The sequence below is a fragment of the Burkholderia pyrrocinia genome (assembly GCF_018417535.1).
Lineage (GTDB): Bacteria > Pseudomonadota > Gammaproteobacteria > Burkholderiales > Burkholderiaceae > Burkholderia > Burkholderia pyrrocinia_E.
The window spans coordinates 3275928-3300588 of the sequence record NZ_CP070978.1 but is presented as its reverse complement, the minus strand read 5'-3'; the positions used below and the strand labels follow the sequence as shown (position 1 = coordinate 3300588).

The window sequence follows — 24661 nt, the reverse complement described above, 5'->3', positions numbered from 1 at the left end:
ACACGGAATGCCGAATACCGGATGGACGCCGGCCCGCACGGCCGCGAGTGCGTCGCCGATCGCTGTGCCGATACGAACCGATCGGCGAAATCGGCGTGACGTACCGCCGGCGAAACCCGTCCTTCGCCGCAACGCGTCGCCGCCCGTGCCACGCAACGCCGGCGCATAACGCCCTACACCCCATTCCAACCCGACCGGGTTCACCCGACCGGACGAGCCAGACGGCCCGCCCGCCGGACACGTGCGCCCGTCGACAAGCCCCCTGTCCGGAGGAGACACATGCAACACGCCGATACCGTCTATCTGAACGGCCTGCTCTACACGGGCGACGCGCAGCGCCGCTTCGCCCAGGCACTCGCCACGAAGGACGGCAAGATCGTCGCGGTCGGCCGCGGCGACGACATCCGCCCGCTGGCCGGCCCCGCGACGCGCATGGTCGACCTGGCCGGCAGGCTGATGCTGCCGGGCCTCATCGACGGTCACGTGCACCCGCTCGAAGGCCACCAGATCCTCGGCGACTTCGACCTGTCCGGCATCAACGATCCCGATGCGATCCTGCGGCGCATCCGCGCGTGCGCCGATGCGACGCCGAACGAACCGTGGGTCTATCTCGGCGGCGCCAACCTCGCCGCGTTCGGCGCGTATCCGACCCGCGAGCTGCTCGACCGGATCGTGCCCGACCGGCCGCTGCTCGTGGTCGGCTTCGACGTGCACAGCGGCTGCCTCAACACGAAGGGGCTCGAAGCGGCCGGCATCCAGGCCGACACGCCCGATCCGAGCGGCGGTGTTTACGAGCGCGATGCGTCGGGCGCGCCGAACGGCGTCGCGCATGAAGCGGCGTTCTACCGCATCTGCCCGATCATTCCGCAATTGAGCCCGGCCGGCTACCCGAAGTCGCTCGCAAAGGCGCACGCGATGGCGCACGGTTTCGGCATCACGGGCTGGTTCGACGCACGGGTCGAGGAAGCCGAGCTCAAGGCTTATGCCGACGCGCAGCGCGCCGGCAAGCTGAAGGCCTACATGAGCGCGGGCCTCTATGCGAACCCGCGCCGCGACCCGCGCGAGCAGGTCGAGCGCTTCGTCGCATGGCGCCGCGAATACGAGCGCGACAACCTGCGCCTGCATACGGTGAAGATCTTCGTCGACGGCGTGCCCGAATCGAAGACCGCCGCGCTGCTCGAGCCGTACGAAGGCACCGACGACTGCGGCCTCGCGCTGTGGAACCAGGACGCGCTGAACGAGATCTGCCTGCTCGCCGATACGGCCGGCTTCGACCTGCACTTCCATACGCTCGCCGACCGCGCGGTGCGCATGACGCTCGACGCGCTCGAACACGTGCAGCGCCGCAACGGGATGCGCGACCGGCGCGCGCAACTCGCGCACCTGCAGCTCGTCGATCCGGCCGACATGAGCCGCTTCAACCGGCTCGGCGCGATCGCGAGCGTGCAGACGCTGTGGACGGCCGCTCGCAAGGAGCAGCAACAGCTCTATCGCGACCTGCTCGGCGACGAGCGCGCCGCGCGCAATTACCCGTTCCGCAGCCTGCGCAACGCGGGCGCGATGCTCGCGGCCGGCTCCGACTGGTCGGTCAGCACGATGGACCCGATGCAGATCATCCAGACGGGCGTCACGCACCTGCTGATCGACCAGCCCGACAGCCCGCCGTGGAATCCGCACGAGCGCCTCGACCTGCTCACGATGCTCGAAGCGTATACGGTGAACACCGCGTATGCGCTGCGCTTCGACGACTGCACGGGCTCGCTCGAAGCGGGCAAGGACGCGAGCTTCGCGATCCTCGACCGCAATCCGTTCGCGCATCCGGTCGAGACGTTCGCGCAAACCCGCGTGATCGAAACGTGCTTCCGCGGCGAAGTCGTGCACGCCGCGCCGGGCTGGGCCGACTGAAACGCGAACCGGGCGGCCGTCAGGCGACGTCGAGCGCCAGCACCTGCCCGGTCGTCAGCACGTCGCCGAACGTGTCCGACAGCGCGGCCAGCGTCGCGCGATGGAGGTCCCGGTGCGCCACCGTGCTGCCGTCCGCGACGTCGAGGTCGCGCGTCGCGCATGCGTCGTCGACGACGATCACCGCATAGCCGAGCGGCACCGCATCGCGGGCCGCGCCGGCGATGCATGCATGCGTCATCAGGCCCGTGACGATCAGCGTGTCGATGCCGGCCGCCTTCAGGCGCGCATCGATGTCCGTGGTCGGGAACACGCTCACCGAGGTCTTCCTCACAACCGTGTGATGCGGCGCCGGCTGCAGGTCCGCGTGAAAGCGGAAGCCGTCGCTGCCGTCGGCGAAGATCGGGCTGTCAGCCGTATCGACGTGCTGAACATGAAACACCGGAATGCCCGCGCGGTCGGCAAACGCGATCACGCGCCGCGCGTTGCCCAGCGCGTGCGGCCCTTCCGGAATCGGCAGGCGGCCGCTGAAGTATTCATTCTGGAAATCGATCACCAGCAGCGCGGTGCGGGCGGCATCGATCGACGTCGGCGCCGTCGCGCCGGCCAGGGTACGGATGGTCGGATGTTGCATGGGTCGCTCTCTCGGTTGGCACGTCAAACAGAACGGCGCGCCGGGCCTGCCGGCGCCGCCGGACGCGGCGTGGGGCCTTCCCGGCCGCGACGCGCCAGTGTCGGGCCGCGCGGCTTTGCGCGACAGCGGCGCGCGGGACAACGTCCGACAGGATCGGGCCAACGTGCGCGCGACCGCCTACGACAGCGCGGCCGCTCGCGCGCCCGGCCGCGTGCGCCCGGCCGCGACCATCATCACAAAGCTGGGCAGGATGCCCGCGTGCGGATCGCTGAAGATCGCGGACATCATCGGATAGACGAGCCCGGACCCCATCGCGTCGATCGCGATCGCAAGCAGGCAGGCAGGGGCCGAGCAGCGTGTAGTCGAGCCGGGACATGGCGACCTTCCGGACTGAGTGGATGATCGCCCCAGCGTAATGACCGGGCGGCGGCCGCGGTAGGCCGCCGCCCGCGATGCCAACCATCGGCCGAGCCGATACCCTGCATGCCGCCCGCGCCGATGGCTCGCCGGCACGGGCGACGGACCGCCGGCCGCTACTTGGCGCTCAGCGGTTCGCCCTGAAACTGCCGGCGCGCGAGCACGCACGGTGCGCCGTCGTGCATGAACACGCTCGCGAGCAGCCCGAACGACGCCGCGAACAGCCCGTACCACGCGGGCGCGACCGGCGATCCGCTCGCGTGCGTCAGCCACGTGACGATGAACGGCGCGAAGCCGCCGAACACCATCACCGCGACGTTGTATGCGAGCGCGATGCCGGTCGAACGCGAGCGCGTCGCGAACTGTTCGGCGAGTGTGGTCGGCGCGGGGCCATAGCAGATGCCGATGATCGTGCAGATCACGAGCTGCATCACCAGCAGGCGCCCGATGCCCGGCGCCGCGGCCAGCCACGAGAACAGCGGATAAGTGACCGTCAGCAGCGCCAGCGTGCCGGCGATCAGCACAGGCCGCCGGCCGATGCGGTCGGACACGATCGCGGCGACCGGAATCGTCACCGTCAGCAGCGCGACCGCCACCATCTGCACCTTGAAGACCTGGTCGAGCGGCAGCCCGAAGGGCTTGTGCACGAATGTCGGCATGTTGACGAGCATCACGTAGAACACGGCCGTGCCGGTGATCGTCTGCCCCATCGACACCAGCACGCCGCGCAGGTTGTCGCGCAGCACGCGCGACACGCTCGCCGGCGGCTCGACGCTCGACTCGCTCGCATCGAGGAACGCGTCGGTCTCCTCCATGTGCCGGCGGATCCACAGGCCGACCGGCCCGATCAGCAGCCCGAGTGCGAACGGCACGCGCCAGCCCCAGCTATGCAGCGCGGCATCCGACAGCGACTGCGTCGCCCACGCGCCCATCGCGGCGCCCGAGAACACCGCGAGGCACTGGCCGATCAGTTGCCACGACCCGTACAGGCCGCGCCGGTTCGCGGGTGCGCTCTCGACGAGGAACGCGGTGGCGCTCGCATATTCGCCGCCAGTCGCGAAACCCTGCAGCAGCCGCGCGACGACGATCAGGATCGGCGCTACCGGGCCGATCGTCGCGTACGAAGGCGCGAACGTGATCAGCGCGATCGACAGCGTCATCAGGAAGATGATGAGCTGCATCGCAGCCTTGCGGCCCTTGCGGTCCGCATAGAGCCCGAACAGGATGCCGCCTACCGGGCGCATGAAGAAACCGACGCCGAATGTCGCCAGCGACATCAGCAGCGACGCGTACTGGCTCTCGGCGGGAAAGAACAGCCGCGCGATGATGCCGGAGAAGAACCCTTAAACGATGAAGTCGTACCACTCGAGGGTATTGCCGACGACAGCGGCAACCACCTGCCGATGCCGCGTATTCCGACGTGAGTCGCGCATGCTTGTCTCCTGCAGTCTCATGGTGCCGCGCCGCATGCGTGCCGCCTTCCGTGGCACGCATGGGCGAATCGGCTGTTCGCATCGTCGACGGCTCGCGGCGGAACGACGAAACCGCTCGCCCCGCGCGCACGACCGGCGTGAAACGATGATAGGGATGCCGAAAACCCGCATCAATTGATGCCCGAGGCAGATGATTAGCCGGAGATTAAATGTTTCCGCGCCACGCCATGCTGCGCGAAAACCCCGGTTATTAGCGCATTGTTGCGCCCCGGGTTCTGCGGCAGAATCGTCGGCCGCCCTTCCCGTCTTCCGCATCATGCGCAACCGCATCAACGAAGAGATCACGTTCCGCAAGCTCGAGGTGCTCCTCGCCTTCATGGAAGCCGGCAGCCTCGCGAAAGCGGCCGAGGCGCTGGGCGTCAGCACGGTCAGCGTGCATCGCGCGCTGCATACGCTCGAGGAAGGCATGCACTGCGCTGTTTCGTCATGAGGGGCGCAACCTGATTCCGACCGATGCCGCGCAGGTTCTCGCGGAAGTCGCGGGCGAAGTGCTGAAAACGATGACGGCCGGGATCCGCGCGACGCGCGAGGCGGCCGGCTACGGCGCCGGCCAGTTGAAGATCGGATCGCTCTATTCGCTGACGATCCGCACCGTGCCCGAGGTCGTGATCGCGCTGAAGGAGCGCCGCCCCGAACTGCAGGCCGAGCTCGTGCTCGGCTCGAACGCCGACCTGCTCGACAAGCTCAGGCAGGGCGCGATCGACGCGACGCTGATGGCGCTGCCCGAACCGGACGCCGAAATCGAACCGATCGTGCTGTTCGAGGACGAGATGTTCTTCGCCGCGCCGATCGATTCGCCGTATGCGCAACGCGACGCGATCGATCTCGGCGCGTGCCGCGACGAGCCGTTCGTGTCGCTCGGCGAAGGCTTCGCGACGCATCACGGCTTCACGGAGGCGTTCCGCGCGGCCGGCATCACGCCGAATATCGTGATGCGGGTGGGCGACATCTTCTCGCTGATCAACCTCGTGTCGGGCAGCGTCGGCTGCTCGCTGCTGCCCGGCCGCGTGCGCGACCTGTTCGCGCACAAGATCGCGCTGGTGCCGCTCGCCGGGCCCACGATCCGCCAGACGATCGGCCTGAGCTTCCTGCACCGGCGCGAACGCGACCCGAACCTGCTCGCACTCGTGACCGTGTGCCGACTGACGGTCAAGGGGCCGAACGCGCGGTGATGCGCGGATCGATCCGCAGCGCTCGCCGTCGCCCATTCCCCTTCGGTCGCCCGCATCCGCATCATGGCGGTGCCGCGTAACGCGGCAGCGAAAGCCGAGATTCCCTGCGACACAAGCAGCGCGTGCTAGTCCGTTCGGACGACACGAAGCGCACGCTTTGTTGCGATCATGGCCGTCATACATCGCGCGGCACGCACGCGTGCGCCCGCCACGGAGACGACATGAACGACCCGGTCCTCGGCCCCATCGACCAGATCGGCTATGTGGTTGCCGACCTCGACCGCAGCATCGCGCGCTGGCGCGTCCGCCACGATGCGGGCCCGTGGACCGTGTTCCGCAACGTACGCGTCGACGGCCGCCATCTCGGCGAACCGGTGACGGTCACGATGGACGTCGGGCTCGCGTATCGCGGCGGCCTGCAGATCGAACTGATCCACGTGACGAACGACACGCCATCGCCGTACCGCGATGCGCGCGGGCAACCGCTCGTCGGCCTGCATCACGTCGCGTGGGTCGTCGACGATCTCGACGCCGCGGTGGCGCGGCTGACGGCGCGCGGCCTGCGTGTCGTGTTCGAAGCGCGCAACCCGGCGACGCGCGTCGCGTATCTCGACGACGCCGACGATCCCGGCGTACGCGTCGAAGTGATCGAAGGCGCCGGCATGCGCGACATGATCGCGCACGGCATCGCCGAAGCGCGCGCGTGGAACGGCACCGATCCGGTTCGCATCATCGACGCGGCGGCCGCCTCCGCATGAGCGGGCTCGCGCGCGTCCCCCCTCACTCACAGGAGCAAGCAGGATGAAACGACTCGAAGGCAAGGTGGCGCTGATCACGGGCGGCGCCCGCGGCCAGGGCGAAGCGGAAGCGCGCCGGTTCGTCGCCGAAGGCGCACGCGTGGTGATCGCCGACGTGCTGGACGACGCCGGCCAGCGCGTCGCAGCCGAACTCGGCGATGCCGCGCGATTCCAGCATCTCGACGTAACGAACGAAGGCGACTGGCAGGCGGCCATTCAAGCGACGCTCGCGCAGTTCGGCCGGCTGGACATCCTCGTGAACAACGCGGCGATCCTGAAGCTCGTGCCGATCGAATCGTGTTCGCTCGACGACTATCGCAAGGTGATCGAAGTGAACCAGGTCGGCTGCTGGCTCGGCATGAAGTCGGCGCTTGCCGCGCTGAAGGATGCGGGCGGCGGCTCGATCGTCAACGTGTCGTCGACGGCCGGGATGGAAGGCGTCGCGGGCGGCAGCGCATACGTGTCGAGCAAGTTCGCGGTGCGCGGGATGACGAAGGCCGCCGCGCTCGAATTCGGCCGCCACGGTATTCGCGTGAACTCGGTACATCCGGGCGGCATCGACACGGTGATGGCGCGCCCGCCCGAGTTCGCGGACTTCGATCCGTCGTCCATCTATAGCGGTCTGCCGATCGCGCGCATCGGCAAACCCGACGAAGTGGCCAGTCTCGTGCTGTTCCTTGCGTCCGACGAATCCGCGTATTGCACGGGCTCGGAATTCATCGTCGACGGCGGGATGCTCGCGGGCAGCACGTTCCACTGACACCGCTCTCCTGCCGGAAACGGAAACGACAACGCCGCCGGCGGCCGTGCCCGCACGGCGGCGTTATCGTTCCGGGGCCAGGCGCCACGCGCCGCCGCTCAGTATCCGTTCGGCTGGATCGCCGGCGCACCGACGCCGCGCGCCGCGCGCTTGCCGCCGCGCACGAAGCGGCGCCCGTGCGGACCGTACACACCGTCCGGTTCCGGATACAGCGTCAGCAGCACCAAGTACAGCATCCCGCCGACCGCCAGCGACAGCGGCACGCTCAGGTCGAGCCCGCCCGCGAGGTTGCCGAGCGGCCCGACAAACTGGCCCGGCAGGTTCACGAACGACAGCCCGACGAACGCGGCAGGCATCGTCCATGCCGTGTGCCGCGCAACCGCTCCTCCGTTACCGCCCCGACTGCGCGAGCGGCCCTTGCGCGCGCAGCGCCGTTCCCGACGGCCAGCCGCCCGCCAGTGCCTTGTACAGCGCGACCGTCGACGTCGCACTGCGCGTGCGTGCGTCGGCCGCCGCATCCTGCGCCTGCAGCAGCGTCCGTTGCGCGTCGAGCACTTCGTAGTAGTCGATCGCACCGGCCGAGAAGCGCGTCTGCGCGAGCTGTGCGGCGCGCGCGCTGTCGTCCGCCGCGCGCACGAGATGGGACGTCTCGTCACGCGTACGCGCAACGCGCAGCAGCGCGTTCTCCGTGTCCTCCAGCGCACCGAGCACGGTCTGCCGGTACTGCGCGAGCTGGCCGGCCGCTTCCGCGTCGCTCGCGGCGATCCGCGCACGCACGCGGCCGACATCGAGGAACGACCAGTCGATGCCGAGCGCGATCAGGTTCGTGTCGCTGCCCGCGCGGAAGAACCCGTAGCTGCTCGTCGCGCTGCCGAGCAATCCCGACAGCGTGAAGCGCGGAAACAGGTCGGCCGTCGCGACGCCGACGCGCGCGGTCGCCGCGTGCAGCCGTGCCTCGGCGGCCGCGACATCGGGGCGCCGGCGCAGCAGGTCGCCCGGCGTGCCGGGATCGATGTCGGCGGCAAGCGCCGGCAGCGGCACGGGCGTGCCCGCCGAAGCGACGGCCTTCGGGAGATCGAACCGGCCGATCAGCGCATCCGGCGTCTGCCCGGTCAGCACCGCGAGCCGGTGTTCGTCGACGCCGATCGCGGCTTCGTACACGGCGATCCGCGACGTCGTCGATTCGTACTGCGCGCGCGCACGCGCCGCATCGAGCTCGGAACCGCGCCCCGCGCCGACGCGCGCATTGATCAGCGCGAGCGTCTGCTTCTGGTTGTCGGCGTTCTCGCGCGCGATCCGCAGCCGCTCCTGCGCGCCGCGCAGATCGACGTACGTGCTCGCGACCTCGCCGGCGATCGCGACGCGCACCGCGCGCACGTCCGCCGCGCTTGCAGTCGTTTCCGCACGCTGCGACTCGATCGAGCGGCGCACGCGGCCGAACAGGTCGAGCTCCCATGCCGCATTGATCCCGACGCTGGAAATCGGCGTATCGCGCTGGCTGCGCGGCGCGCCGAACGCCTGGTCCTTGCTCGTCAGTTGATGGCCGATCTGGCCGCTCGCGGTGATCGTCGGATAGCGGTCGAACGTCGCCTGCGACAGCAGCGCGTTCGACGCATCGTAGCGCGACACCGCGACCTGCAGGTCCTGGTTCGCCGCGAGCGCCGTGTCGATCAGTTGCGTCAGCGCCGGATCGCCGAAGCCGCGCCAGAACGCCGCATCGGCATCGGCCGACGCGTCGGGCGGCGTATCGGCCGGCGATGCATCGCGCTGCGTCGCCGGCTGCGCGTCGCGCGCGAACCGCGCGGCCGTGGCCGTATCGGGCCGTTTGAAATCGGGGCCGACCGCGCACGCGGCCAGCGTCACCGACATCGCGAGCGCGGAAAGACGGAAAGCGGCACTCATCGGTTTTCTCCTTCAAGGGTGCCGTGCTGTTCGCTCCAGACGGCCGGCGTGCCGCCCGCGAGCTTGCGGATCGCTACATAGAACACAGGTGTCAGGAACAGCCCGAACAGCGTGACGCCCAGCATCCCCGCGAACACGGTAACGCCGGTGGCCGCGCGCACTTCGCTGCCCGCGCCGCTGCCGATCAGCAGCGGCACCGAACCGGCGATGAACGCGACCGACGTCATCACGATCGGGCGCAGCCGCAGCTTGCACGCCTCGAGCGCGGCCTCGATCACGCCCTTGCCCTGGATTTCGAGCTCGCGCGCGAACTCGACGATCAGGATCGCGTTCTTGCATGCGAGCCCCATCAGCACGACGAGACCGACCTGCACGAATACGTTGTTGTCGCCGCCGGACAGCCACACGCCGAACAACGCCGCGCACATGCACACGGGCACGATCAGGATCACCGCGAGCGGCAGCGTCCAGCTCTCGTACAGCGATGCAAGCACGAGGAACACGAGCATCACCGCGAGCGGGAACACGACGATCGCCGCGTTGCTCTGCGTGACCTGCTGGTAGCTGAGGTCGGTCCATTCGAGCGTGATGCCGGGCGGCAGCACCTCCTTCGCGATCTGCTGGAGCTTCGCGATCGCCTGCGACGACGACATCACTTTCGGATCGGCGTCGCCGATCAGGTCGGCGGCCGGATAGCCGTTGTAGCGGACGACCGGGTCAGGGCCGTACGCGGGCCCCACCGTCACCATCGAGCCGATCGGCACCATCTCGCCCTTCGCATTGCGCGTGCGCAGGTTCGCGATGTCGGCGGCCGTCTGCCGGTGACCGGCATCGGCCTGCGCCATCACGCGATACACGCGGCCGAACACGTTGAAGTCGTTCACGTACATCGAGCCGAGATAGACCTGCAGCGTATTGAACAGGTCGTTCAGCGCGACGCCCTGCGCCTTCGCCTTCAGCCGGTCGACCTTCACCTCGAGCTGCGGGATGTTCGCCTGGTACGAGCTGACGGGGTAACTCATCCCCGGCGTCTTCGCGACCGCCGCCTGGAACGCGGTCAGCGCGTTCTGCAATGCGCCGTAGCCGAGCCCGCCGCGATCCTCCAGGTACAGCGAGTAGCCCGAGCCGTTGCCGAGGCCCTGGATCGGCGGCGGCATCAGCGCATAGGTGATGCCGCCGCCGATGGCCGCGAAGCGCGCGTTCAGGTCCGCGTTGATCTGCGCGGCGCTGCGGTGGCGCTGGTCGAACGGCTTCAGGATCACATACGAGTTCGTGATGTTCGGCGTGTTCACGCCCTGCAACGCATTCAGCCCCGCAAACGCCGGCACCATCTCGACGCCGTCGGTGCCGAGCGCGATCTTCGTCATCTGCTCGGTCACCGCGCTGGTGCGCGAGAGCGACGCGCCTTCCGGCAGCTTCGCGCCCGCGAACAGGTACAGCTTGTCCTGCACCGGGATGAAGCCGCCCGGCACCGCGTTGAACAGCAGCGCGGTGGCCGCGAGCAGCGCCGCATAGACCGCGAACACCACGCCGCGCCGTTTCAGCGTGCGCGCGACGACGCCGTGATAGCGATCGGAGCTGCGCTCGAAGAAGCGGTTGAACGGATGGAACAGCCAGCCGAACGCGCGATCGAGCGCGCGCGTGAGCGCATCCTTCGGCGCGCCGTGCGGGCGCAGCAGCTTCGCGGCGAGCGCGGGCGACAGCGTCAGCGAGTTGATCGCGGAGATCACCGTCGAGATCGCGATCGTCACCGCGAACTGCCTGTAGAACTGGCCCGTGACGCCCGACATGAACGCCATCGGCACGAACACCGCGCACAGCACGAGCGCGATCGCGACGATCGGCCCCGACACCTCACGCATCGCCTGGTGCGCGGCATCGCGCGGGCTCAAGCCCTGCGCGATGTTGCGCTCGACGTTCTCGACGACGACGATCGCATCATCGACGACGATCCCGATCGCAAGCACGAGCCCGAACAGCGTCAGCGTGTTGATCGAATAGCCGAGCAGATGGAGAAACGCGAACGTGCCGACCACCGATACCGGCACCGCGACGAGCGGAATGATCGATGCGCGCCACGTCTGCAGGAACAGGATCACGACGAGCACGACCAGCACCACGGCCTCGATCAGCGTGTGCTGCACCGCGCGGATCGATTCGCGCACGAACACGGTCGGGTCCCACACGGGGCGGTACGCGACACCGGGCGGGAAACGCTTCGACAGTTCGTCGAGCTTCGCATACACGGCCTTTGCCACGTCGAGCGCGTTCGCGCCCGGCGACAGGAAGATGCCGACCACGGCCGAATGCCTGTCGTTGAAATACGAACGCAGCGTGTAGTCGCCCGCGCCGAGCTCGATGCGCGCGACATCGGACAGCTTCACGACCTGGCCGTCGTCGCCGTTGCGCAGCACGATGTCGCTGAACTCCTGCACCGTGCGCAAACGGCCGCGCACGTTGATCGACACGAGGAAGTCGTTCGCCTTCGGCGACGGCTCTGCGCCGAGCTGGCCGGCCGACACCTGCACGTTCTGCTCGCGCACGGCCGCGATCACGTCGCTCGCGGTCAGCCCGCGCGACGCGAGTCGGTTCGGGTCGAGCCAGAGCCGCATCGCGTAATCGCCGGAGCCGTATACGCCGACGTCGCCGATGCCGGTGAGCCGCGACAGTTCGTCCTTCACGTGCAGCGTCAGGTAGTTGCGCAGGTACAGCGAATCGCGGCTGTTGTCCGGCGAATAGAGGCTCACGTACATCAGCGGCGTCGGCGACTGCTTCTGCGTGGTCACGCCGTACTGGCGCACCTCGTCGGGCAGGCGCGACAGCGCCTGGCTCACGCGGTTCTGCACGCGCACGGCGGCCGTGTCGGGGTCGACGCCCTGCAGGAACGTGACGACGACCTGCAGGCTGCCGTCCGACCCGGCGACCGACTTCATGTACATGATGCCTTCGACGCCGTTGATCGCCTCTTCCAGCGGTTCGGCGACCGATTCGGCGATTTCCTTCGGGTTCGCGCCCGGGTACGTCGCACGCACGACGACGCTCGGCGGCACGACTTCCGGGTATTCGCCGGCCGGCAGCATCGGAATCGAGATCAGGCCGATCGCGAAGATGACGATCGACAGCACGACCGCGAAGATCGGCCGGTCGATGAAGAATCGGGAGAAATCCATCACATGCCTCCCGTCATTGCGCGGCCGGCACGCCGGCCTCGGCCACGGCCTGCGTGCCGCCACCCGTGCCGCCGCCCTTGCCGCTGCCCGTGCCGGCACCGGCATCGGCGCGCGCGAGCAGCGCCTTCGGCTTCACCTGCGCGCCCGGATAGTAGATCCGCTGCACGCCGTCGACGACCACGCGGTCGCCCGCCTGCAGCCCCTTCTCGACGATCCGCTCGCCTTCGAGCTCGCGGCCGATCGTCACGTCGCGTCGCAGTGCCTTGTCGCCGGGGCCGATCACGTACACGTACTTGCGGTCCTGGTCGGTGAGCACGGCCTTGTCGTCGACGAGCAGCGCATCCTGGTCGCGGCCGCTGACGAGCTGCACGCGTGCATACAGGCCCGGCGTGAACGTGTGGTCCGCGTTCGGCAGCCGCACGCGCGCACGGATCGTGCCGGTTTGCGGATCGAGCCGGTTATCGAGGAAGTCGACGGTGCCTGCGTGCGGGAAACCCGTCTCGTTCGCGAGGCCCACGCGCACCGGATCGGCGCCGATCGCGCGATGCTTCGGATCGGCGCGGCGCGCGTTGTAGCGCAGGTAGCTCTGCTCGTCGCAATCGAAATACACGTAGACCGGATCCTGCGACACGACGGTCGTCAGCAACGTGTCGTCCGCGCGCGCGAGGTTGCCGGCGGTCGCGACCGCGCGGCCGACGCGGCCCGCGATCGGCGCGCGCACTTCGGTGAAGCCGAGATTGAGCTTTGCGTCGGCGACGGCCGCGTCGGCCGCCTGCAGGTCCGCACGCGCCTGCTCGGCGGTGGCGCGCGCGTTGTCGAGTTCTTCCTGCGACGTCGCATGCGCATCGATCAGCGTCTGCACGCGCTTGAGCTGTACGTTCGCGAGGCTCGCGGCCGCGCGGGCCCGCTGCTGCTGCGCGTTCGCGCGGTCGAGTGCGATCCGGTACGGGCGCGGGTCGATCTCGAACAGCAGCGCGCCCTGCGCGACGAGATCGCCCTCCTTGTACGCGACACGTTGCAGATAGCCGCTCACGCGCGGCCGCAATTCGACCGCGTCGACCGCTTCGACGCGTCCGTTGAATTCGTCAGCGAGGCGGACCGTGCGCGGCGCGACGGTTGCCACGCCGACTTCGGGAAGGGAATAGGCTGACGCTGCGCCTTTGCCGTCGTGACAGCCCGACAACGCCAGCAGCAGTGCGCAAGCGGCGCCCAAAGGCGACGTCCTGCGTAGGGATAAGGGGAACATGATGCCTCGCGACGGGTTAAACTGCCGCGTAGCATAAAAGTTGAAGTTAACTTCAAGTCAAGCTTTTCCCGGAGAACGTCATGGGTACCCCGGAAGAACCGAAATGGCCGCTGATGTCGATCCGCGACGTGGCCGCGCGCAGCGGCGTGCCGGCGTCGACGCTGCGGTTCTACGAAACGCGCGGTCTCATCAAGTCGCACCGGAACGGTTCGAGCCATCGCCACTATTCGCGCGCGGTGCTGCGGCTGATCGCGTTCATCGTGTTCGCGCAGAAGATCGGCTATTCGCTCGACGAGATCGCCGAGCAGCTCGTCAGCCTGCCCGAGGACACCGCGCCGAGCAACAAGGACTGGCAGCGGTTGTCGCGCGGCTGGAAGCAGCGCGTCGCGAGCCGGATCGAGGAGCTGCAGCGGCTCTACATCAACCTCGACGAGTGCATCGGCTGCGGCTGCCTGTCGCTGAAACGCTGCAAGCTGACCAACCCGGAAGACCGCGCGGGCCGCAACGGGCCCGGCGCGCGGCGCTGGCTCGGCGACAAGCCGCCCACGGACGTCGAATGACGCACGACCCTGCGCCCGCCGCCGGCGCGGGTTGCATCATCCGACTCGCCAGCCGCCGTTCACCGCGATCGTCGCGCCCGTGACGAACGACGCGCGCGGCCCGGCGAGCCACGCGACCGCGTCCGCGATGTCATCCGGATGCCCGGCGCGGCCGGGCTCGTCGCGGGCGGCATCGGCGTTGCGCTGATGCCGCGCCTGTTCGTGCCGATGCAGCCGCAAGGCATCGTGTTCCGCGAACTGAGGGATGCGGGCAGCCCGCTCGCGTACGAACTGGCGATCGCGTACCGGACGCCGTCGCCGCTCATCGACGCGCTGCGCGAGACAGCGCGGAACGCGGTAGGCGAGCTGGGGCTCGTCGCCGCGACGTGACGTGACCGCGCGCATCGCGCGCGGCGTTCAGTCGCCGACGATGTTGAACGCGACGTCGAGCACGGCCTGCCGGAACGCGTCCCGCCGCGTCGGCAGCGACGTGAACTCCAGCATCATGTGGCTGTACGACACCGTCGTGCCGATCGCGCTCGCGATCATGAAGAACAGCACGTTCGGATCGACCGCGCGAATCGCGCCGGCCTGCACGGCGTCCGACAGCAGCGGGAACATGACCTCGTGATACGGCCGCACGAGCCGCTCCTGCAGCCGGTCGAGCCGCCCGCCCACTTCGGTCGCCGCGGTCGAGAAGAACATGCCCATGTCGGGCTCGTCGAATTCGTGATCGACGCACAGCTCGAGCGCGCGCCTCACGCGGTCGCGATGCGGCAGTGACGACGTGCGCAACGCACGCAGCGCGTCGAACATCGGCTCGGCGAGATCGACGATCTGCTCGACGACAGCCAGCCACAACGTTTCCTTCGTCCCGAAATGATGGGCGATCAGCGCCGCGTCGACGCCCAGCTCGCGCGCGACTTCGCGCACGCTCGTCGCGTCGTAGCCCCGCTTCGCGAACGTGCGGCGCGCGGCCCGCAATATCACGTCCGGACCGACGGACGCACCCGCCAGCGGCCGCCCGCGCGTACGCCGCTTCGACGGCGCGCGCTCAGTGACTTCAGCCACGTTTTCCTGCTCCCTTGAATGGTTCGAATACCCGTGTTCGGGCCCCGGTTTCACATCGCCGGAACCGGGTTGCCTGCCCCGCTCGCGTTGACACGCGAAGCCGGGAAGCGCTAGGATCATACCTTATTCATCACGCGATGATTTATCCATGACAACCCCTACACGCATCGTCATCGTCGGTGGCGGGATCGCCGGGCTGCAGCTCGCGACCCGCCTGGGCGAGCGTCTCGGCCGATCCGGGCGGGCGCAGGTCACCGTCGTCGACCGCAGTCCGACCCATATCTGGAAACCGATGCTGCACACGATCGCGGCCGGCACGCGCGACGTCCAGCAGCAACAGGTGATCTTCCTCGCCCATGCGCGCGACCACGGCTACACGTACCAGCCCGGCGAACTGAAAGGGCTCGATCGCGCGCGCCGCCGCGTGCAGCTCGGCGAGATCCGCTCGCAGGACGGCGACGTGGTGATCGAGGCCCGCGAACTCGACTACGACGTGCTGATCGTCGCGCTCGGCAGCCAGGCCAACGATTTCGGCGTGCCGGGCGTGCGCGAGCACTGCTACTTCATCGACAGCCAGCAGCAGGCCGAGACCTTCAACGAAGCGTTGCGAATGCGCGTGTTCCGCAGCATCGCGCGCGACGAGCCGTTTCGCGTCGCGATCGTCGGCGCGGGCGCGACGGGCGTGGAACTCGCGGCAGAGTTGAGCCGCTTGCTGGAAGTGGCGCAGGCATATGGCGACGCGACGGTGCGCGAACGGCTGCAACTGACGCTGCTGGAAAGCGGCCCGCGCATCCTCGCCGCGTTTCCGCCGAGGATTTCCGCGTCGGCGCAGCGACGGCTCGAACAGATCGGCTTTCACGTGCTGACGTCGACGCGCGTCACGGCGGCCGACGCGAACGGCTTCCGCTACGGCGACGGCTCGTTCGCCGAAGCAGACCTGATGGTCTGGGCGGCCGGCGTGAAGGCACCCGATTTCATGCAGGCGCTGGGCGGGCTCGACACGAACCGCGCGAACCAGATCGTCGTCGGGCCCACGCTGCAAGCGACTGCCGACGAGCACGTATTCGCGATCGGCGATTGTGCGAGCCTGTTGCCCGACGGCCACGAACGGCCGCTGCCGCCGACCGCGCAGGTCGCCACGCAGCAGGCCGAGCATCTCGCGAAGCACCTGCCAGCGTGGCTCGACGGCAAGCCGATGCCGCCGTTCGCGTTCCACGATTTCGGCGCGCTCGTGTCGATCAGCGACTACGACGCATTCGGCACGCTCGGGCAGTTCGGGTTCTTCCGCGGCGGCTTCATCCAGGGGCGTTTCGCGCAGTTCAGCCACCTGATGCTCTACCGGCGGCACCAGCAGGCGCTGCACGGCTTCTCCAAGGCGACCCTGCTGTGGATCGCCGAACGGATCAACGGCTGCGTGCAGCCGCGCATCCGCCTGTCGTGATGCCGCGCGTCGCGGCATCGCGTAACGTTTCGAGGAACACCGACATGAACGACAGTGCAGCGCCCTGGCTCATGACCGTCGCCGCAATCGGCAGCTTCGACATGCCGTCCGTATCGTGGGGCATACCGCAACGACGCAGCGTCACGCGCGACCGGCTGCCGACGTGGGACGCGACGAGCCGGCCGACCATCAGCGTGCTCGAGCGGCCCACGGCCGACACCGTGATGATTTCATGGTGCGACGCATGCACCGGGCACTACGGCTACCAGAAGTGGCGGCTGTTCACGACGCGCAAGCGCGGCACCTGCGCGCTGTCGGGGCGGCCGATCGAGATCGGCGACAGCGTCTATGCGCCGCAATTGCTCGGCTCGACGCCGGGCAACGCCGCCGCGATGGTACTGGCGGCGTGCATCGACGAGGCGCTGGCCGCCTGACGTCAGGTCGACGTGGCCTGACCGGCGCCATAGGCCGGATCGCTGTTCTGCCGTTCCAGTTCGGCATCGAGATGCGCGGCATGCGCCTGGGCCTCGGCTTCCGACATCAGCTCGCCCTCCCACTTCGCAACCACCGCGCTGGCGATCGAGTTGCCCACCGCGTTCGTGGCCGAGCGGCCCATGTCGAGGAACGTGTCGACGCCGAGAATCAGCAGCAGCCCGGCTTCCGGGATGTTGAACTGGTGCAGCGTCGCCGCGATCACGACGAGCGATGCGCGCGGCACGCCGGCCATCCCCTTCGACGTCAGCATCAGGATCAGCAGCATCGTGACCTGCGTGCCGAGCGACAGGTGGATGTTGTAGGCCTGCGCGATGAACAGCGACGCGAACGTGCAGTACATCATCGAGCCGTCGAGGTTGAACGAATAACCCATCGGCATCACGAAGCTCGAGATCTTGCGCCGCACGCCGAAACGGTCGAGCGCGTCGAGGATTTTCGGATACGCGGCCTCGGAACTCGCGGTCGCGAACGACAGCATGAACGCTTCCTTGATCAGCACGAGCAGCTTGAACACGCGGCGGCCGAGGAACAGCAGCCCGGCGGCGACGAGCGTGGCCCACAACAGCACGAGGCTCACGTAGAAGTCGCCCATGAACACCGCGAACTTCAGCAGGATCGACAGCCCGTTGATCGCCACCGTCGATGCCATCGCGGCCATCACCGCGAGCGGCGCGAGCTTCATCACGTAGCCGGTGATCTTGAGCATCACGTGCGACAACTGGTCGATCGCGGCGACGAGGATCTTGCCGCGCTCGCCGAGCGCCGACAGCGCGACGCCGAAGAACATCGAGAACACGACGATCTGCAGGATCTCGTTGTTCGCCATCGCCTCGGCGAACGACTTCGGCACCATGTGGCCGACGAAGTCCTTCAGCGTGAACTTGGCCGTCGCGAGATGCGCGGACGCGCCGATGTCCGGCAGCGGCAGGCCGAGGTTCTCGCCGGGCCGCAGCAGGTTCGCCATCAGCAGCCCGAGCAGCAGCGAGATCAGCGACGCGGTGACGAACCAGCCGAGCGCCTTCACGAACACGCGCCCGACGGACGACGCATCGCCCATGTGCGCAATGCCGACGACGAGCGTCGAGAACACCAGCGGGCCGATCACCATCTTGATCAGCCGCAGGAACACATCGGACACGAGCGAGATGTAGCCGGCGATTTCCGCCGCGGATTGCTTGTCCGGAAGCTGCGTGTAGATCAGGTAGCCGATGAAGATGCCGGCCGCCATCGCGAGCAGGATCCAGCCTGCCGCGGACATTCGTTTGTTCATGTCGGGATTCGTCGCACGATGAAGGGGTTGACGGATGAAAGGCGCGCGTCCGGTGCCGTACCAGGGCGCGCGCATGGCGAGCCGGTCGTGCGCCGAGTGCCACGCACCGGCGCCGATCGGACTTGCGGATGTTCGCGAGCGGACGCGCTGCCGCCGTCACGGCATTCGCGCAAGCGCGAACGCCGTCGGCAGCGGTTCGGCACGATGCGATCGGGTCGGTCAGTAACCGATCGCCGATCCGGCCGGACGACGCGGATCGTTGTAGCCGTAGATGAAGCCGACGCGCACGTTGCCGGACACGGACGAGTCGTTCCCGGAACTCTGGCGGCTCGCCGCCTCGGTGCCCGGCAGGCCGACCATGATCAGTTCGGCCGCGCCCCACGGCGTCTGCTCGACCATCTTGTAGCCCATGTTGCGCAGGATCGCGAGCGTGTCGGGCGACAGGCCGTAGGTTTCGTAGTAGACCTCGTCGGGCAGCCACTGGTGGTGGATGCGCGGCGCGGCGACCGCATCCTGCGGCGTCATCCCGTAGTCGATCACGTTCAGCACGGTCTGCAGCGTGATCGTGATGATGCGCGACCCGCCCGGCGAGCCGACCACCATGAACACCTTGCCGTCCTTCTTCACGATGGTCGGCGCCATCGACGACAGCGGACGCTTGCCCGGCGCGATCGAGTTGCGGGTGCCCTGCACGAGGCCGAACAGGTTCTGCGCGCCGACCTTCGTGGTGAAGTCGTCCATCTCGTCGTTCAGGAAGAAGCCCGTGCCCGGCGCGATGACCACGGCGCCGAAGCGGCCGTTGACCGTATAGGTCGTCGACACCGCGTTGCCGTCGTGGTCGACGATCGAGTAATGCGTCGTTTCAGGCTTCTCGTGCACGCCGACACCGGGCTGCACGTCGACCGACGGCGTCGCCGTATCGGCATGGATGCTCTTGCGGATTTGCGCCGCGTATTCCTTGCTCGTCAGCTTCGCGATCGGGTTGTCGATGAAGTTCGGATCGCCGAGCAGCGTGTTGCGATCCTCGTATGCGTGCCGCATCGCTTCGGTCATGTAGTGGACCGACGCCGCGGAGTGATAACCCAGCTTGCGCAGGTCGTACCCTTCGAGGATGTTCAGCGTCTCGCACATCGTCACGCCGCCGGAGCTCGGCGGCGGCGCCGACACGAACTCGTAGCCGCGATACGTGCACGTCAGCGGCGCCATGTCCTGCGCGCGGTAGGACGCGAAATCGGCTGCCGTGACCAGGCCGCCCGCCTGCTTCGATGCCGCCTCGACGATCTTCGGAATCTCGCCGTGATAGAACGCGTCGGGCCCCTGCTCCGCGATCCGCTCGAGCGTGCGGGCCAGGTCCTTCTGCACCAGGCGGTCGCCCGGCTGCAGCGGCGTGCCGTCGGGCCGCAGGAAGATGCGCGCCGCGTCCGGGTCCTGCTTGAAGCGGTCGATCGTCGTGTCGAGGATGTCGGTATCGCCGCGCGTCAGCACGAAGCCGTCGCGCGCGAGCCGGATCGCGGGCGCCATCACCTGCTTGCGCGTCAGCTTCCCGTATTTGCGCTGCGCGAGATCGAGGCCAGCGACCGTGCCCGGCACGCCGACGGCGCGATAGCCGTACAGGCTTTCGCCCGGACGCACGTTGCCCGACGCGTCGAGATACATGTTCGCGGAAGCGGCAGCCGGCGCGGTCTCGCGGAAATTGATGAAGCGGTCGCGGCCGTCGGCGAGGTGCACGGTCATGAAACCACCGCCGCCGATGTTGCCGCAGCATGAATTGGTCACCGCCTGTGCATAGCCGACCGCCACCGCCGCGTCCACCGCGTTGCCGCCTTCCTTCAGGATGTCGACGCCGATTTGCGACGCGAAGTGCTGCGACGACACGACCATGCCGTTCTTCGCTTCAACCGCGGGGTCCGAAGCGGCGAACGCGCACACGCTCAATGCCGACAACAGGGTGAGTACGACGAGCCGCCTCATGCGGAATCCTCCAGACAAATAACCGGGCCATGCCGGGATGCGCCGCCGCGTCATCGCGTGCCAACGCTGCCAATCCGGCATGTAATAAACAGTACATTCCGGCGAGGCCGCGATCATAGCACTCGCTTTTTTGCGCTAAAACCTAGGGTTATTACTGAATATAAAGTGAAGGCACGCGGAAACACTTCCAGATAAATGTTCGTTTCATTACATTGACTGGCGTACCACCCGCCCAAGTGATACGTCCCTCTAATTTCGGACCGCGGGCGGTCCGCCGCACGCCTATCGGCTAACATGCGTGGAGTCCCGGCAGACGCACGTCTGCCGTTTGTCATTCAGATAAGAGAGCTGGAGTGCCCGATGGGGACGAGCATCAGGGCGTTGCTGTTATCCCAGATGGATAGCTTCACGCCGTCGGAACAGAAGGTTGCGCATGCGTTGCTGGATCGCTATCCGAGCCTCGGCCTCGGGCCGATCGCGAGCGTGGCCAAGCAGGCTGAAGTCAGCGACCCGACCGTGTTCCGCTTTGTCGTCCGGATCGGCTTTCCGAATTACTCGTCGTTCCAGCAGGCGCTGTACGACGAGATCGACACCGCGATGAATTCGCCGCTCGCGCGGATGGATGCGTTCCATTCCGAATCGGGCATGCGCGACAGCCATTCGGCCATTTTCCAGCGGCTGTCCGAGTCGCTCGCGACCACGATCGAAGGGCTCGACGCGGCTGCGTTCGACGCAGCCGTGGCGCTGCTGGCCGATCCGGACGTGCGCATCTTCTGCGGCGGCGGGCGCTACACGGCGCCGCTCGCGTCGCTGTTTTCGTTCACGCTGGCCTATGCGCGCCCGCATGTGCAGTACGTCGAACCGAACGTGAATCTCGCGTCGGTCGCACTGGCCGACATGGGGCACGGCGACGTGCTCGTCATCTTCGACCTTCGCCGCTACCAGAAGGACAGCATCCGCTTCGCGCAGGCCGCGCACCGGCTCGGCACGCGGATCCTGCTGATCACCGACGAATGGCGGTCGCCGATCGGCGAGTTCGCGGAGATCGTGCTGCGGATCCAGGGGCGCCCTTTCGCGATGCTGCAGACCAACGTGCCGGCGCTGGCGCTCGCCGAAGCGCTGGTGATCGGCGTGACGAACCAGTTGCCGGAACTGGCGCGGCAGCGGATGGAGAAGATCGAGGATCTCAATACCGACGGGATCGAGCGGGATACCAACCAGCGCGATTTGCCCGAATGACGATCGCTCGCCATCCGGGCGCGGGCATCAGCTCTCGACATCCTCGAGACTGAACACCTCGGTCTTGTCGTTATACGAGAAGACTTCGCCGTAACGGCCCCAGTCGATCACCGCGTCGAGCGTCTCCTCGGCCGCTTCGTCCGACAGGAAATCTTCCAGCTCCTGCTCGAAGCGCACGCGCGGCGCACGATGGCCCGGCCGCTCGTTCAGCACCTTCCTGATCCGTGCGGCGAGCGGCACGTGCTTCAGCAGGTGATCCGCGAACATCAGCTTGCGCTCCTGCGTGCCGAATTCCGCGAACACGCGCCCCGGCGGCGTCAGGAACACGTCGCCTTCCCGCACGTCCGCGAATCCGAGGTACTGCAGCACTTCGGCGATCGGGAACAGATCGTCGACTTCCAGATGCAGCGTACGCGCGATTTCCGGCATGTCCGCGCGGCCGTGGTACGGCGCCATCGCGAGCGTTTCGATCAGGCCGGCCATCAGGTTGGTCGACACCTGCGGCAGCCAGCTACCGAGCTCGAGCCCCTTCTTCGTCGCCTCGTTGGTCTGGCGGGCCGTCATCTTCGCGTAGATATCGTCGACGAGCTTGCGGAAATCGGTGTCGAGCCGGTTGCGCGGATGCTTGAACGGCACCTTGATCTCGGCGATCACGCGGCCCGGATTCGACGACAGCACGAGAATCCGGTCGCACATGAACACGGCTTCCTCGATGTTGTGCGTGACGATCAGCACCGACTTGATCGGCATCCGCCCTTGCGTCCACAGGTCCAGCAGGTCGGTACGCAGCGTCTCGGCCGTCAGCACGTCGAGCGCGGAGAACGGCTCGTCCATCAGCAGGATCGTCGGGTCGACGACGAGCGCGCGCGCAAAGCCGACGCGCTGGCGCATGCCGCCCGACAGCTCGCGCGGATACGCGTTCTCGAAGCCGTCGAGACCGATCAGGTCGATCGCGGCGAGCGCGCGCTCGCGCCGCTCGCGCGCGCCGACGCCGAGCGCTTCGAGGCCGGCCTCCACGTTCTGCAGCACGGTGAGCCACGGGAACAGCGCGAAGGTCTGGAACACCATCGCGACGCCTTCGGCCGGGCCGCTCAGCGGCTTGCCGAGATAGGTCACTTCACCGCCGGTCGGCTCGATCAGGCCGGCGATGATCCGCAGCAGCGTCGACTTGCCCGAGCCGGAACGGCCGAGCAGCCCGACGATCTCGCCTTCGCGCAGCGACAGGTTCGCGTCGTCGAGCACGAGCAGCTCGCCCTGCGTCTTGTTGAAGCCGCGGCAGACGTGATCGACGCGCAGGATTTCTTCGCCGAGGCGCGGCGGCTGCAGCGGCTGGGACGTCTTGACAGGGGCGTTGATAACGGTCGAATTTTGCATCGCGCTTACTCTCAATCGAGACGGAGCCTGGATTCCGCATAGGCGTACATCGGACGCCACAGCAGGCGGTTGAACAAGGTAACGAACAGGGACATCACGGCGATGCCGAGGATGATCTTCGGGAAATCGCCGGCGGCGGTCGTTTGCGCGATGTACGAGCCGAGGCCGTGCGCGACAACCTTCGTGTCGCCCCACTGCACGAACTCGGACACGATGCTCGCATTCCATGCGCCGCCCGACGCGGTGATCGCCCCCGTCACGTAGTACGGGAAGATGCCGGGCAGGATCGCCTGCCGCCACCACTGCCGGCCGCGAATCCGGAAGTTCTTCGTGACTTCCTTGTAGTCGTTCGGATAGGACATCGCACCCGCGATCACGTTGAACAGGATGTACCACTGCGTGCCGAGCACGATCAGCGGCGACAGCCAGATGTCGGCATTCAGGTGGAAGCGCACGATCACGATCACGAACACCGGGAACAGCAGGTTCGCCGGGAACGCGGCGAGGAACTGCGCGATCGGCTGGACCTTTTCGGCGAGCGCCGGGCGCAGGCCGATCCACACGCCGATCGGCACCCAGATCACCGACGCGATCGCGATCAGGATCATCACGCGCAGCAGCGTGACGAGCCCAAGCACGAACACGTGGCCGACCTCGGCCAGCGTCACGCCGGTCGACACGAAGCTGACGACGCGCCACACGACGTACGCCGTCAGCAGGATCACGAGCGCGCCCCAGATGATGTCGCCGATCCGTGACGAACGGCGGCTCAGCGCGACACGCGCGCCAACGCCCTTGAACGACGGCACGCGCAGCGGCACACGGGCCGCCTGCGACAACAGCCAGCCGGCCGGCACCAGCAACTGGTGGATCAGGTGCGTGCGACGCATCATGTCGAGCAGCCACGACTGCGGCGCATCGCCCGACGCGGTGTTCTCCATCCGGAACTTGTCGGCCCACGCGACGAGCGGGCGGAACAGGAACTGGTCGTACGCGAGGATCACGATCGACATCGCGACGATTACCCAGCCGACCGCACCGAGGTTCTTGTCCGAGATCGCCTGCGCGAGATACGCGCCGATCCCTGGCAGCGTGATCGTCTGGTTGCCGACGGTGATCGCTTCCGACGCGACGACGAAGAACCAGCCGCCCGACATCGACATCATCATGTTCCAGATCAGCCCCGGCATCGAGAACGGCACCTCGAGCTTCCAGAAGCGCTGCCAGGACGTCAGGTGAAAGCCCCGCGATACTTCGTGCAGGTCGCGCGGCACCGTACGCAGCGACTGGTAGAAGCTGAACGTCATGTTCCACGCCTGGCTCGTGAAGATCGCGAAGATCGCCGCGAACTCGGCGCCGAGCACGCGGCCCGGGAACAGCGCGAGGAAGAACGTGACTGTAAACGAGATGTAGCCGAGCACCGGCACCGACTGCAGGATGTCGAGGATCGGGATCAGCACCATGCCCGCACGGCGGCTCTTGGCCGCGAGCGTGCCGTAGACGAGCGTGAACACGAGCGACGCAACCATCGCGGCGAGCATCCGCAGCGTGGTGCGCAACGCGTATTCGGGCAGGTTCGACGGATCGAGCGAGATCTTCTGCGTCTGCAGCACGCCGATCGGCGCCAACGTCTGATGGAAGCCGACGATCGCCATCGCCAGCAGGCAGATGATCAGCGGAAACGCGATGGCATCCCAGCGGTTGGGGAGCACGCGCCACGCCGAGGCGTTCGCGGTGCGATTCGGATCGAAGAAACTGATATCCATCG

The 24661-nt window shown here is 67.7% G+C and carries 16 protein-coding genes and 6 pseudogenes; 9 read left to right on the top strand and 13 right to left on the bottom strand.

Annotation, left to right across the window (positions count from 1 at the left end; translation table 11 throughout):
* Nucleotides 1–279 precede the first annotated feature (279 nt).
* Entirely contained in the window at nucleotides 280–1905 is a 1626-nt protein-coding gene (locus JYG32_RS33000) for an amidohydrolase (RefSeq protein ID WP_213266421.1), read from the top strand.
* Between the two features lie 19 nt (nucleotides 1906–1924).
* On the opposite strand, the gene JYG32_RS32995 is transcribed toward JYG32_RS33000, so the two are convergent.
* The 3 genes and pseudogenes from JYG32_RS32995 to JYG32_RS32985 all read right to left on the bottom strand — a co-directional run bounded on the left by JYG32_RS32995 (nucleotide 1925) and on the right by JYG32_RS32985 (nucleotide 4422).
* Nucleotides 1925–2536 (bottom strand): cysteine hydrolase family protein, encoded by a 612-nt coding sequence (locus JYG32_RS32995; protein ID WP_213266420.1) that lies wholly within the window; start codon nucleotides 2534–2536, stop codon nucleotides 1925–1927.
* A gap of 240 nt (nucleotides 2537–2776) precedes the next feature.
* Nucleotides 2777–2999 (bottom strand): annotated as a pseudogene (locus JYG32_RS39220) (MFS transporter); the annotation flags it as partial.
* A gap of 70 nt (nucleotides 3000–3069) precedes the next feature.
* Nucleotides 3070–4422: pseudogene (locus JYG32_RS32985) on the bottom strand (MFS transporter).
* Between the two features lie 280 nt (nucleotides 4423–4702).
* Here JYG32_RS32985 and JYG32_RS32980 point away from each other — a divergent pair.
* The 3 genes and pseudogenes from JYG32_RS32980 to JYG32_RS32970 all read left to right on the top strand — a co-directional run bounded on the left by JYG32_RS32980 (nucleotide 4703) and on the right by JYG32_RS32970 (nucleotide 7175).
* Nucleotides 4703–5618: pseudogene (locus JYG32_RS32980) on the top strand (LysR family transcriptional regulator).
* 221 nt (nucleotides 5619–5839) lie between these two features.
* Nucleotides 5840–6376 (top strand): VOC family protein, encoded by a 537-nt coding sequence (locus JYG32_RS32975; protein WP_213266419.1) that lies wholly within the window; start codon nucleotides 5840–5842, stop codon nucleotides 6374–6376.
* A gap of 43 nt (nucleotides 6377–6419) precedes the next feature.
* The gene (locus tag JYG32_RS32970) at nucleotides 6420–7175 is read left to right on the top strand and encodes a glucose 1-dehydrogenase (RefSeq protein WP_174380606.1); all 756 of its coding nucleotides are present in this window, start codon (nucleotides 6420–6422) and stop codon (nucleotides 7173–7175) included.
* A gap of 98 nt (nucleotides 7176–7273) precedes the next feature.
* On the opposite strand, the pseudogene JYG32_RS32965 reads toward JYG32_RS32970, so the two are convergent.
* The 4 genes and pseudogenes from JYG32_RS32965 to JYG32_RS32950 form a co-directional block, all read right to left on the bottom strand.
* Nucleotides 7274–7531: pseudogene (locus JYG32_RS32965) on the bottom strand (cytosine permease); the annotation flags it as partial.
* 34 nt (nucleotides 7532–7565) lie between these two features.
* A complete protein-coding gene (locus tag JYG32_RS32960) occupies nucleotides 7566–9077 on the bottom strand; it encodes an efflux transporter outer membrane subunit (RefSeq protein ID WP_213266418.1) in 1512 nt (503 codons plus the stop codon).
* A complete protein-coding gene (locus tag JYG32_RS32955) occupies nucleotides 9074–12247 on the bottom strand; it encodes an efflux RND transporter permease subunit (protein WP_213266417.1) in 3174 nt (1057 codons plus the stop codon). The genes JYG32_RS32960 and JYG32_RS32955 overlap by 4 nt, the downstream gene beginning before the upstream one ends.
* A 13-nt stretch (nucleotides 12248–12260) precedes the next feature.
* The gene (locus JYG32_RS32950) at nucleotides 12261–13493 is read right to left on the bottom strand and encodes an efflux RND transporter periplasmic adaptor subunit (RefSeq protein WP_213266416.1); all 1233 of its coding nucleotides are present in this window, start codon (nucleotides 13491–13493) and stop codon (nucleotides 12261–12263) included.
* Between the two features lie 80 nt (nucleotides 13494–13573).
* On the opposite strand from JYG32_RS32950, the gene soxR reads away from it, so the two are divergent.
* Nucleotides 13574–14053, top strand: a complete 480-nt coding sequence (soxR, locus tag JYG32_RS32945) for a redox-sensitive transcriptional activator SoxR (RefSeq protein ID WP_174380610.1) — start codon at nucleotides 13574–13576, stop codon at nucleotides 14051–14053.
* A 36-nt stretch (nucleotides 14054–14089) separates the two neighbouring features.
* On the opposite strand, the pseudogene JYG32_RS32940 reads toward soxR, so the two are convergent.
* Nucleotides 14090–14206, bottom strand: a pseudogene (locus JYG32_RS32940) (SDR family oxidoreductase); the annotation flags it as partial.
* Between JYG32_RS32940 and JYG32_RS32935 the strand changes: the two are divergent.
* Nucleotides 14177–14422, top strand: a pseudogene (locus JYG32_RS32935) (LysR family transcriptional regulator); the annotation flags it as partial. The pseudogenes JYG32_RS32940 and JYG32_RS32935 overlap by 30 nt on opposite strands.
* Nucleotides 14423–14449: 27 nt before the next feature.
* Here the strand turns inward: JYG32_RS32935 and JYG32_RS32930 are convergent.
* Nucleotides 14450–15103 carry a TetR/AcrR family transcriptional regulator gene (locus tag JYG32_RS32930; RefSeq protein WP_213266415.1) on the bottom strand — a complete coding sequence of 218 codons (654 nt, stop codon included), beginning with the start codon at nucleotides 15101–15103 and terminating at the stop codon, nucleotides 14450–14452.
* Nucleotides 15104–15251: 148 nt separating this feature from the next.
* On the opposite strand from JYG32_RS32930, the gene JYG32_RS32925 reads away from it, so the two are divergent.
* A complete protein-coding gene (locus JYG32_RS32925) occupies nucleotides 15252–16544 on the top strand; it encodes an NAD(P)/FAD-dependent oxidoreductase (RefSeq protein ID WP_213266414.1) in 1293 nt (430 codons plus the stop codon).
* Between the two features lie 44 nt (nucleotides 16545–16588).
* Nucleotides 16589–16978 carry a DUF3331 domain-containing protein gene (locus JYG32_RS32920; protein ID WP_213266413.1) on the top strand — a complete coding sequence of 130 codons (390 nt, stop codon included), beginning with the start codon at nucleotides 16589–16591 and terminating at the stop codon, nucleotides 16976–16978.
* Nucleotides 16979–16980: 2 nt separating this feature from the next.
* On the opposite strand, the gene JYG32_RS32915 is transcribed toward JYG32_RS32920, so the two are convergent.
* Together JYG32_RS32915 and ggt are read right to left on the bottom strand one after the other, a co-directional pair.
* Nucleotides 16981–18309 (bottom strand): dicarboxylate/amino acid:cation symporter, encoded by a 1329-nt coding sequence (locus JYG32_RS32915; RefSeq protein ID WP_213266412.1) that lies wholly within the window; start codon nucleotides 18307–18309, stop codon nucleotides 16981–16983.
* Nucleotides 18310–18528: 219 nt separating this feature from the next.
* Complete coding sequence (gene ggt, locus JYG32_RS32910) at nucleotides 18529–20280, bottom strand: gamma-glutamyltransferase (protein ID WP_213266411.1); 1752 nt, start codon at nucleotides 20278–20280, stop codon at nucleotides 18529–18531.
* 360 nt (nucleotides 20281–20640) lie between these two features.
* On the opposite strand from ggt, the gene JYG32_RS32905 reads away from it, so the two are divergent.
* Nucleotides 20641–21519, top strand: coding sequence for a MurR/RpiR family transcriptional regulator (locus tag JYG32_RS32905; protein WP_213266410.1), 879 nt, complete (start codon nucleotides 20641–20643; stop codon nucleotides 21517–21519).
* A 27-nt stretch (nucleotides 21520–21546) separates the two neighbouring features.
* Here the strand turns inward: JYG32_RS32905 and JYG32_RS32900 are convergent, their stop codons facing one another.
* Complete coding sequence (locus tag JYG32_RS32900) at nucleotides 21547–22893, bottom strand: ABC transporter ATP-binding protein (protein ID WP_213266409.1); 1347 nt, start codon at nucleotides 22891–22893, stop codon at nucleotides 21547–21549.
* 11 nt (nucleotides 22894–22904) lie between these two features.
* A complete protein-coding gene (locus tag JYG32_RS32895) occupies nucleotides 22905–24659 on the bottom strand; it encodes an ABC transporter permease (RefSeq protein ID WP_213266408.1) in 1755 nt (584 codons plus the stop codon).
* Between the last annotated feature and the right edge of the window lie 2 nt (nucleotides 24660–24661).

What these genes read in the sequence shown, in the direction of transcription:
- JYG32_RS33000 (WP_213266421.1), top strand. Translation starts at nt 280, where the DNA reads ATGCAACACGCCGATACCGTCTATCTGAACGGCCTGCTCTACACGGGC.
- JYG32_RS32995 (WP_213266420.1), bottom strand. Translation starts at nt 2,536, where the DNA reads ATGCAACATCCGACCATCCGTACCCTGGCCGGCGCGACGGCGCCGACG.
- JYG32_RS32975 (WP_213266419.1), top strand. Translation starts at nt 5,840, where the DNA reads ATGAACGACCCGGTCCTCGGCCCCATCGACCAGATCGGCTATGTGGTT.
- JYG32_RS32970 (WP_174380606.1), top strand. Translation starts at nt 6,420, where the DNA reads ATGAAACGACTCGAAGGCAAGGTGGCGCTGATCACGGGCGGCGCCCGC.
- JYG32_RS32960 (WP_213266418.1), bottom strand. Translation starts at nt 9,077, where the DNA reads ATGAGTGCCGCTTTCCGTCTTTCCGCGCTCGCGATGTCGGTGACGCTG.
- JYG32_RS32955 (WP_213266417.1), bottom strand. Translation starts at nt 12,247, where the DNA reads ATGGATTTCTCCCGATTCTTCATCGACCGGCCGATCTTCGCGGTCGTG.
- JYG32_RS32950 (WP_213266416.1), bottom strand. Translation starts at nt 13,493, where the DNA reads ATGTTCCCCTTATCCCTACGCAGGACGTCGCCTTTGGGCGCCGCTTGC.
- soxR (WP_174380610.1), top strand. Translation starts at nt 13,574, where the DNA reads ATGGGTACCCCGGAAGAACCGAAATGGCCGCTGATGTCGATCCGCGAC.
- JYG32_RS32925 (WP_213266414.1), top strand. Translation starts at nt 15,252, where the DNA reads ATGACAACCCCTACACGCATCGTCATCGTCGGTGGCGGGATCGCCGGG.
- JYG32_RS32920 (WP_213266413.1), top strand. Translation starts at nt 16,589, where the DNA reads ATGAACGACAGTGCAGCGCCCTGGCTCATGACCGTCGCCGCAATCGGC.
- JYG32_RS32915 (WP_213266412.1), bottom strand. Translation starts at nt 18,309, where the DNA reads ATGAACAAACGAATGTCCGCGGCAGGCTGGATCCTGCTCGCGATGGCG.
- ggt (WP_213266411.1), bottom strand. Translation starts at nt 20,280, where the DNA reads ATGAGGCGGCTCGTCGTACTCACCCTGTTGTCGGCATTGAGCGTGTGC.
- JYG32_RS32905 (WP_213266410.1), top strand. Translation starts at nt 20,641, where the DNA reads ATGGGGACGAGCATCAGGGCGTTGCTGTTATCCCAGATGGATAGCTTC.
- JYG32_RS32900 (WP_213266409.1), bottom strand. Translation starts at nt 22,893, where the DNA reads ATGCAAAATTCGACCGTTATCAACGCCCCTGTCAAGACGTCCCAGCCG.
- JYG32_RS32895 (WP_213266408.1), bottom strand. Translation starts at nt 24,659, where the DNA reads ATGGATATCAGTTTCTTCGATCCGAATCGCACCGCGAACGCCTCGGCG.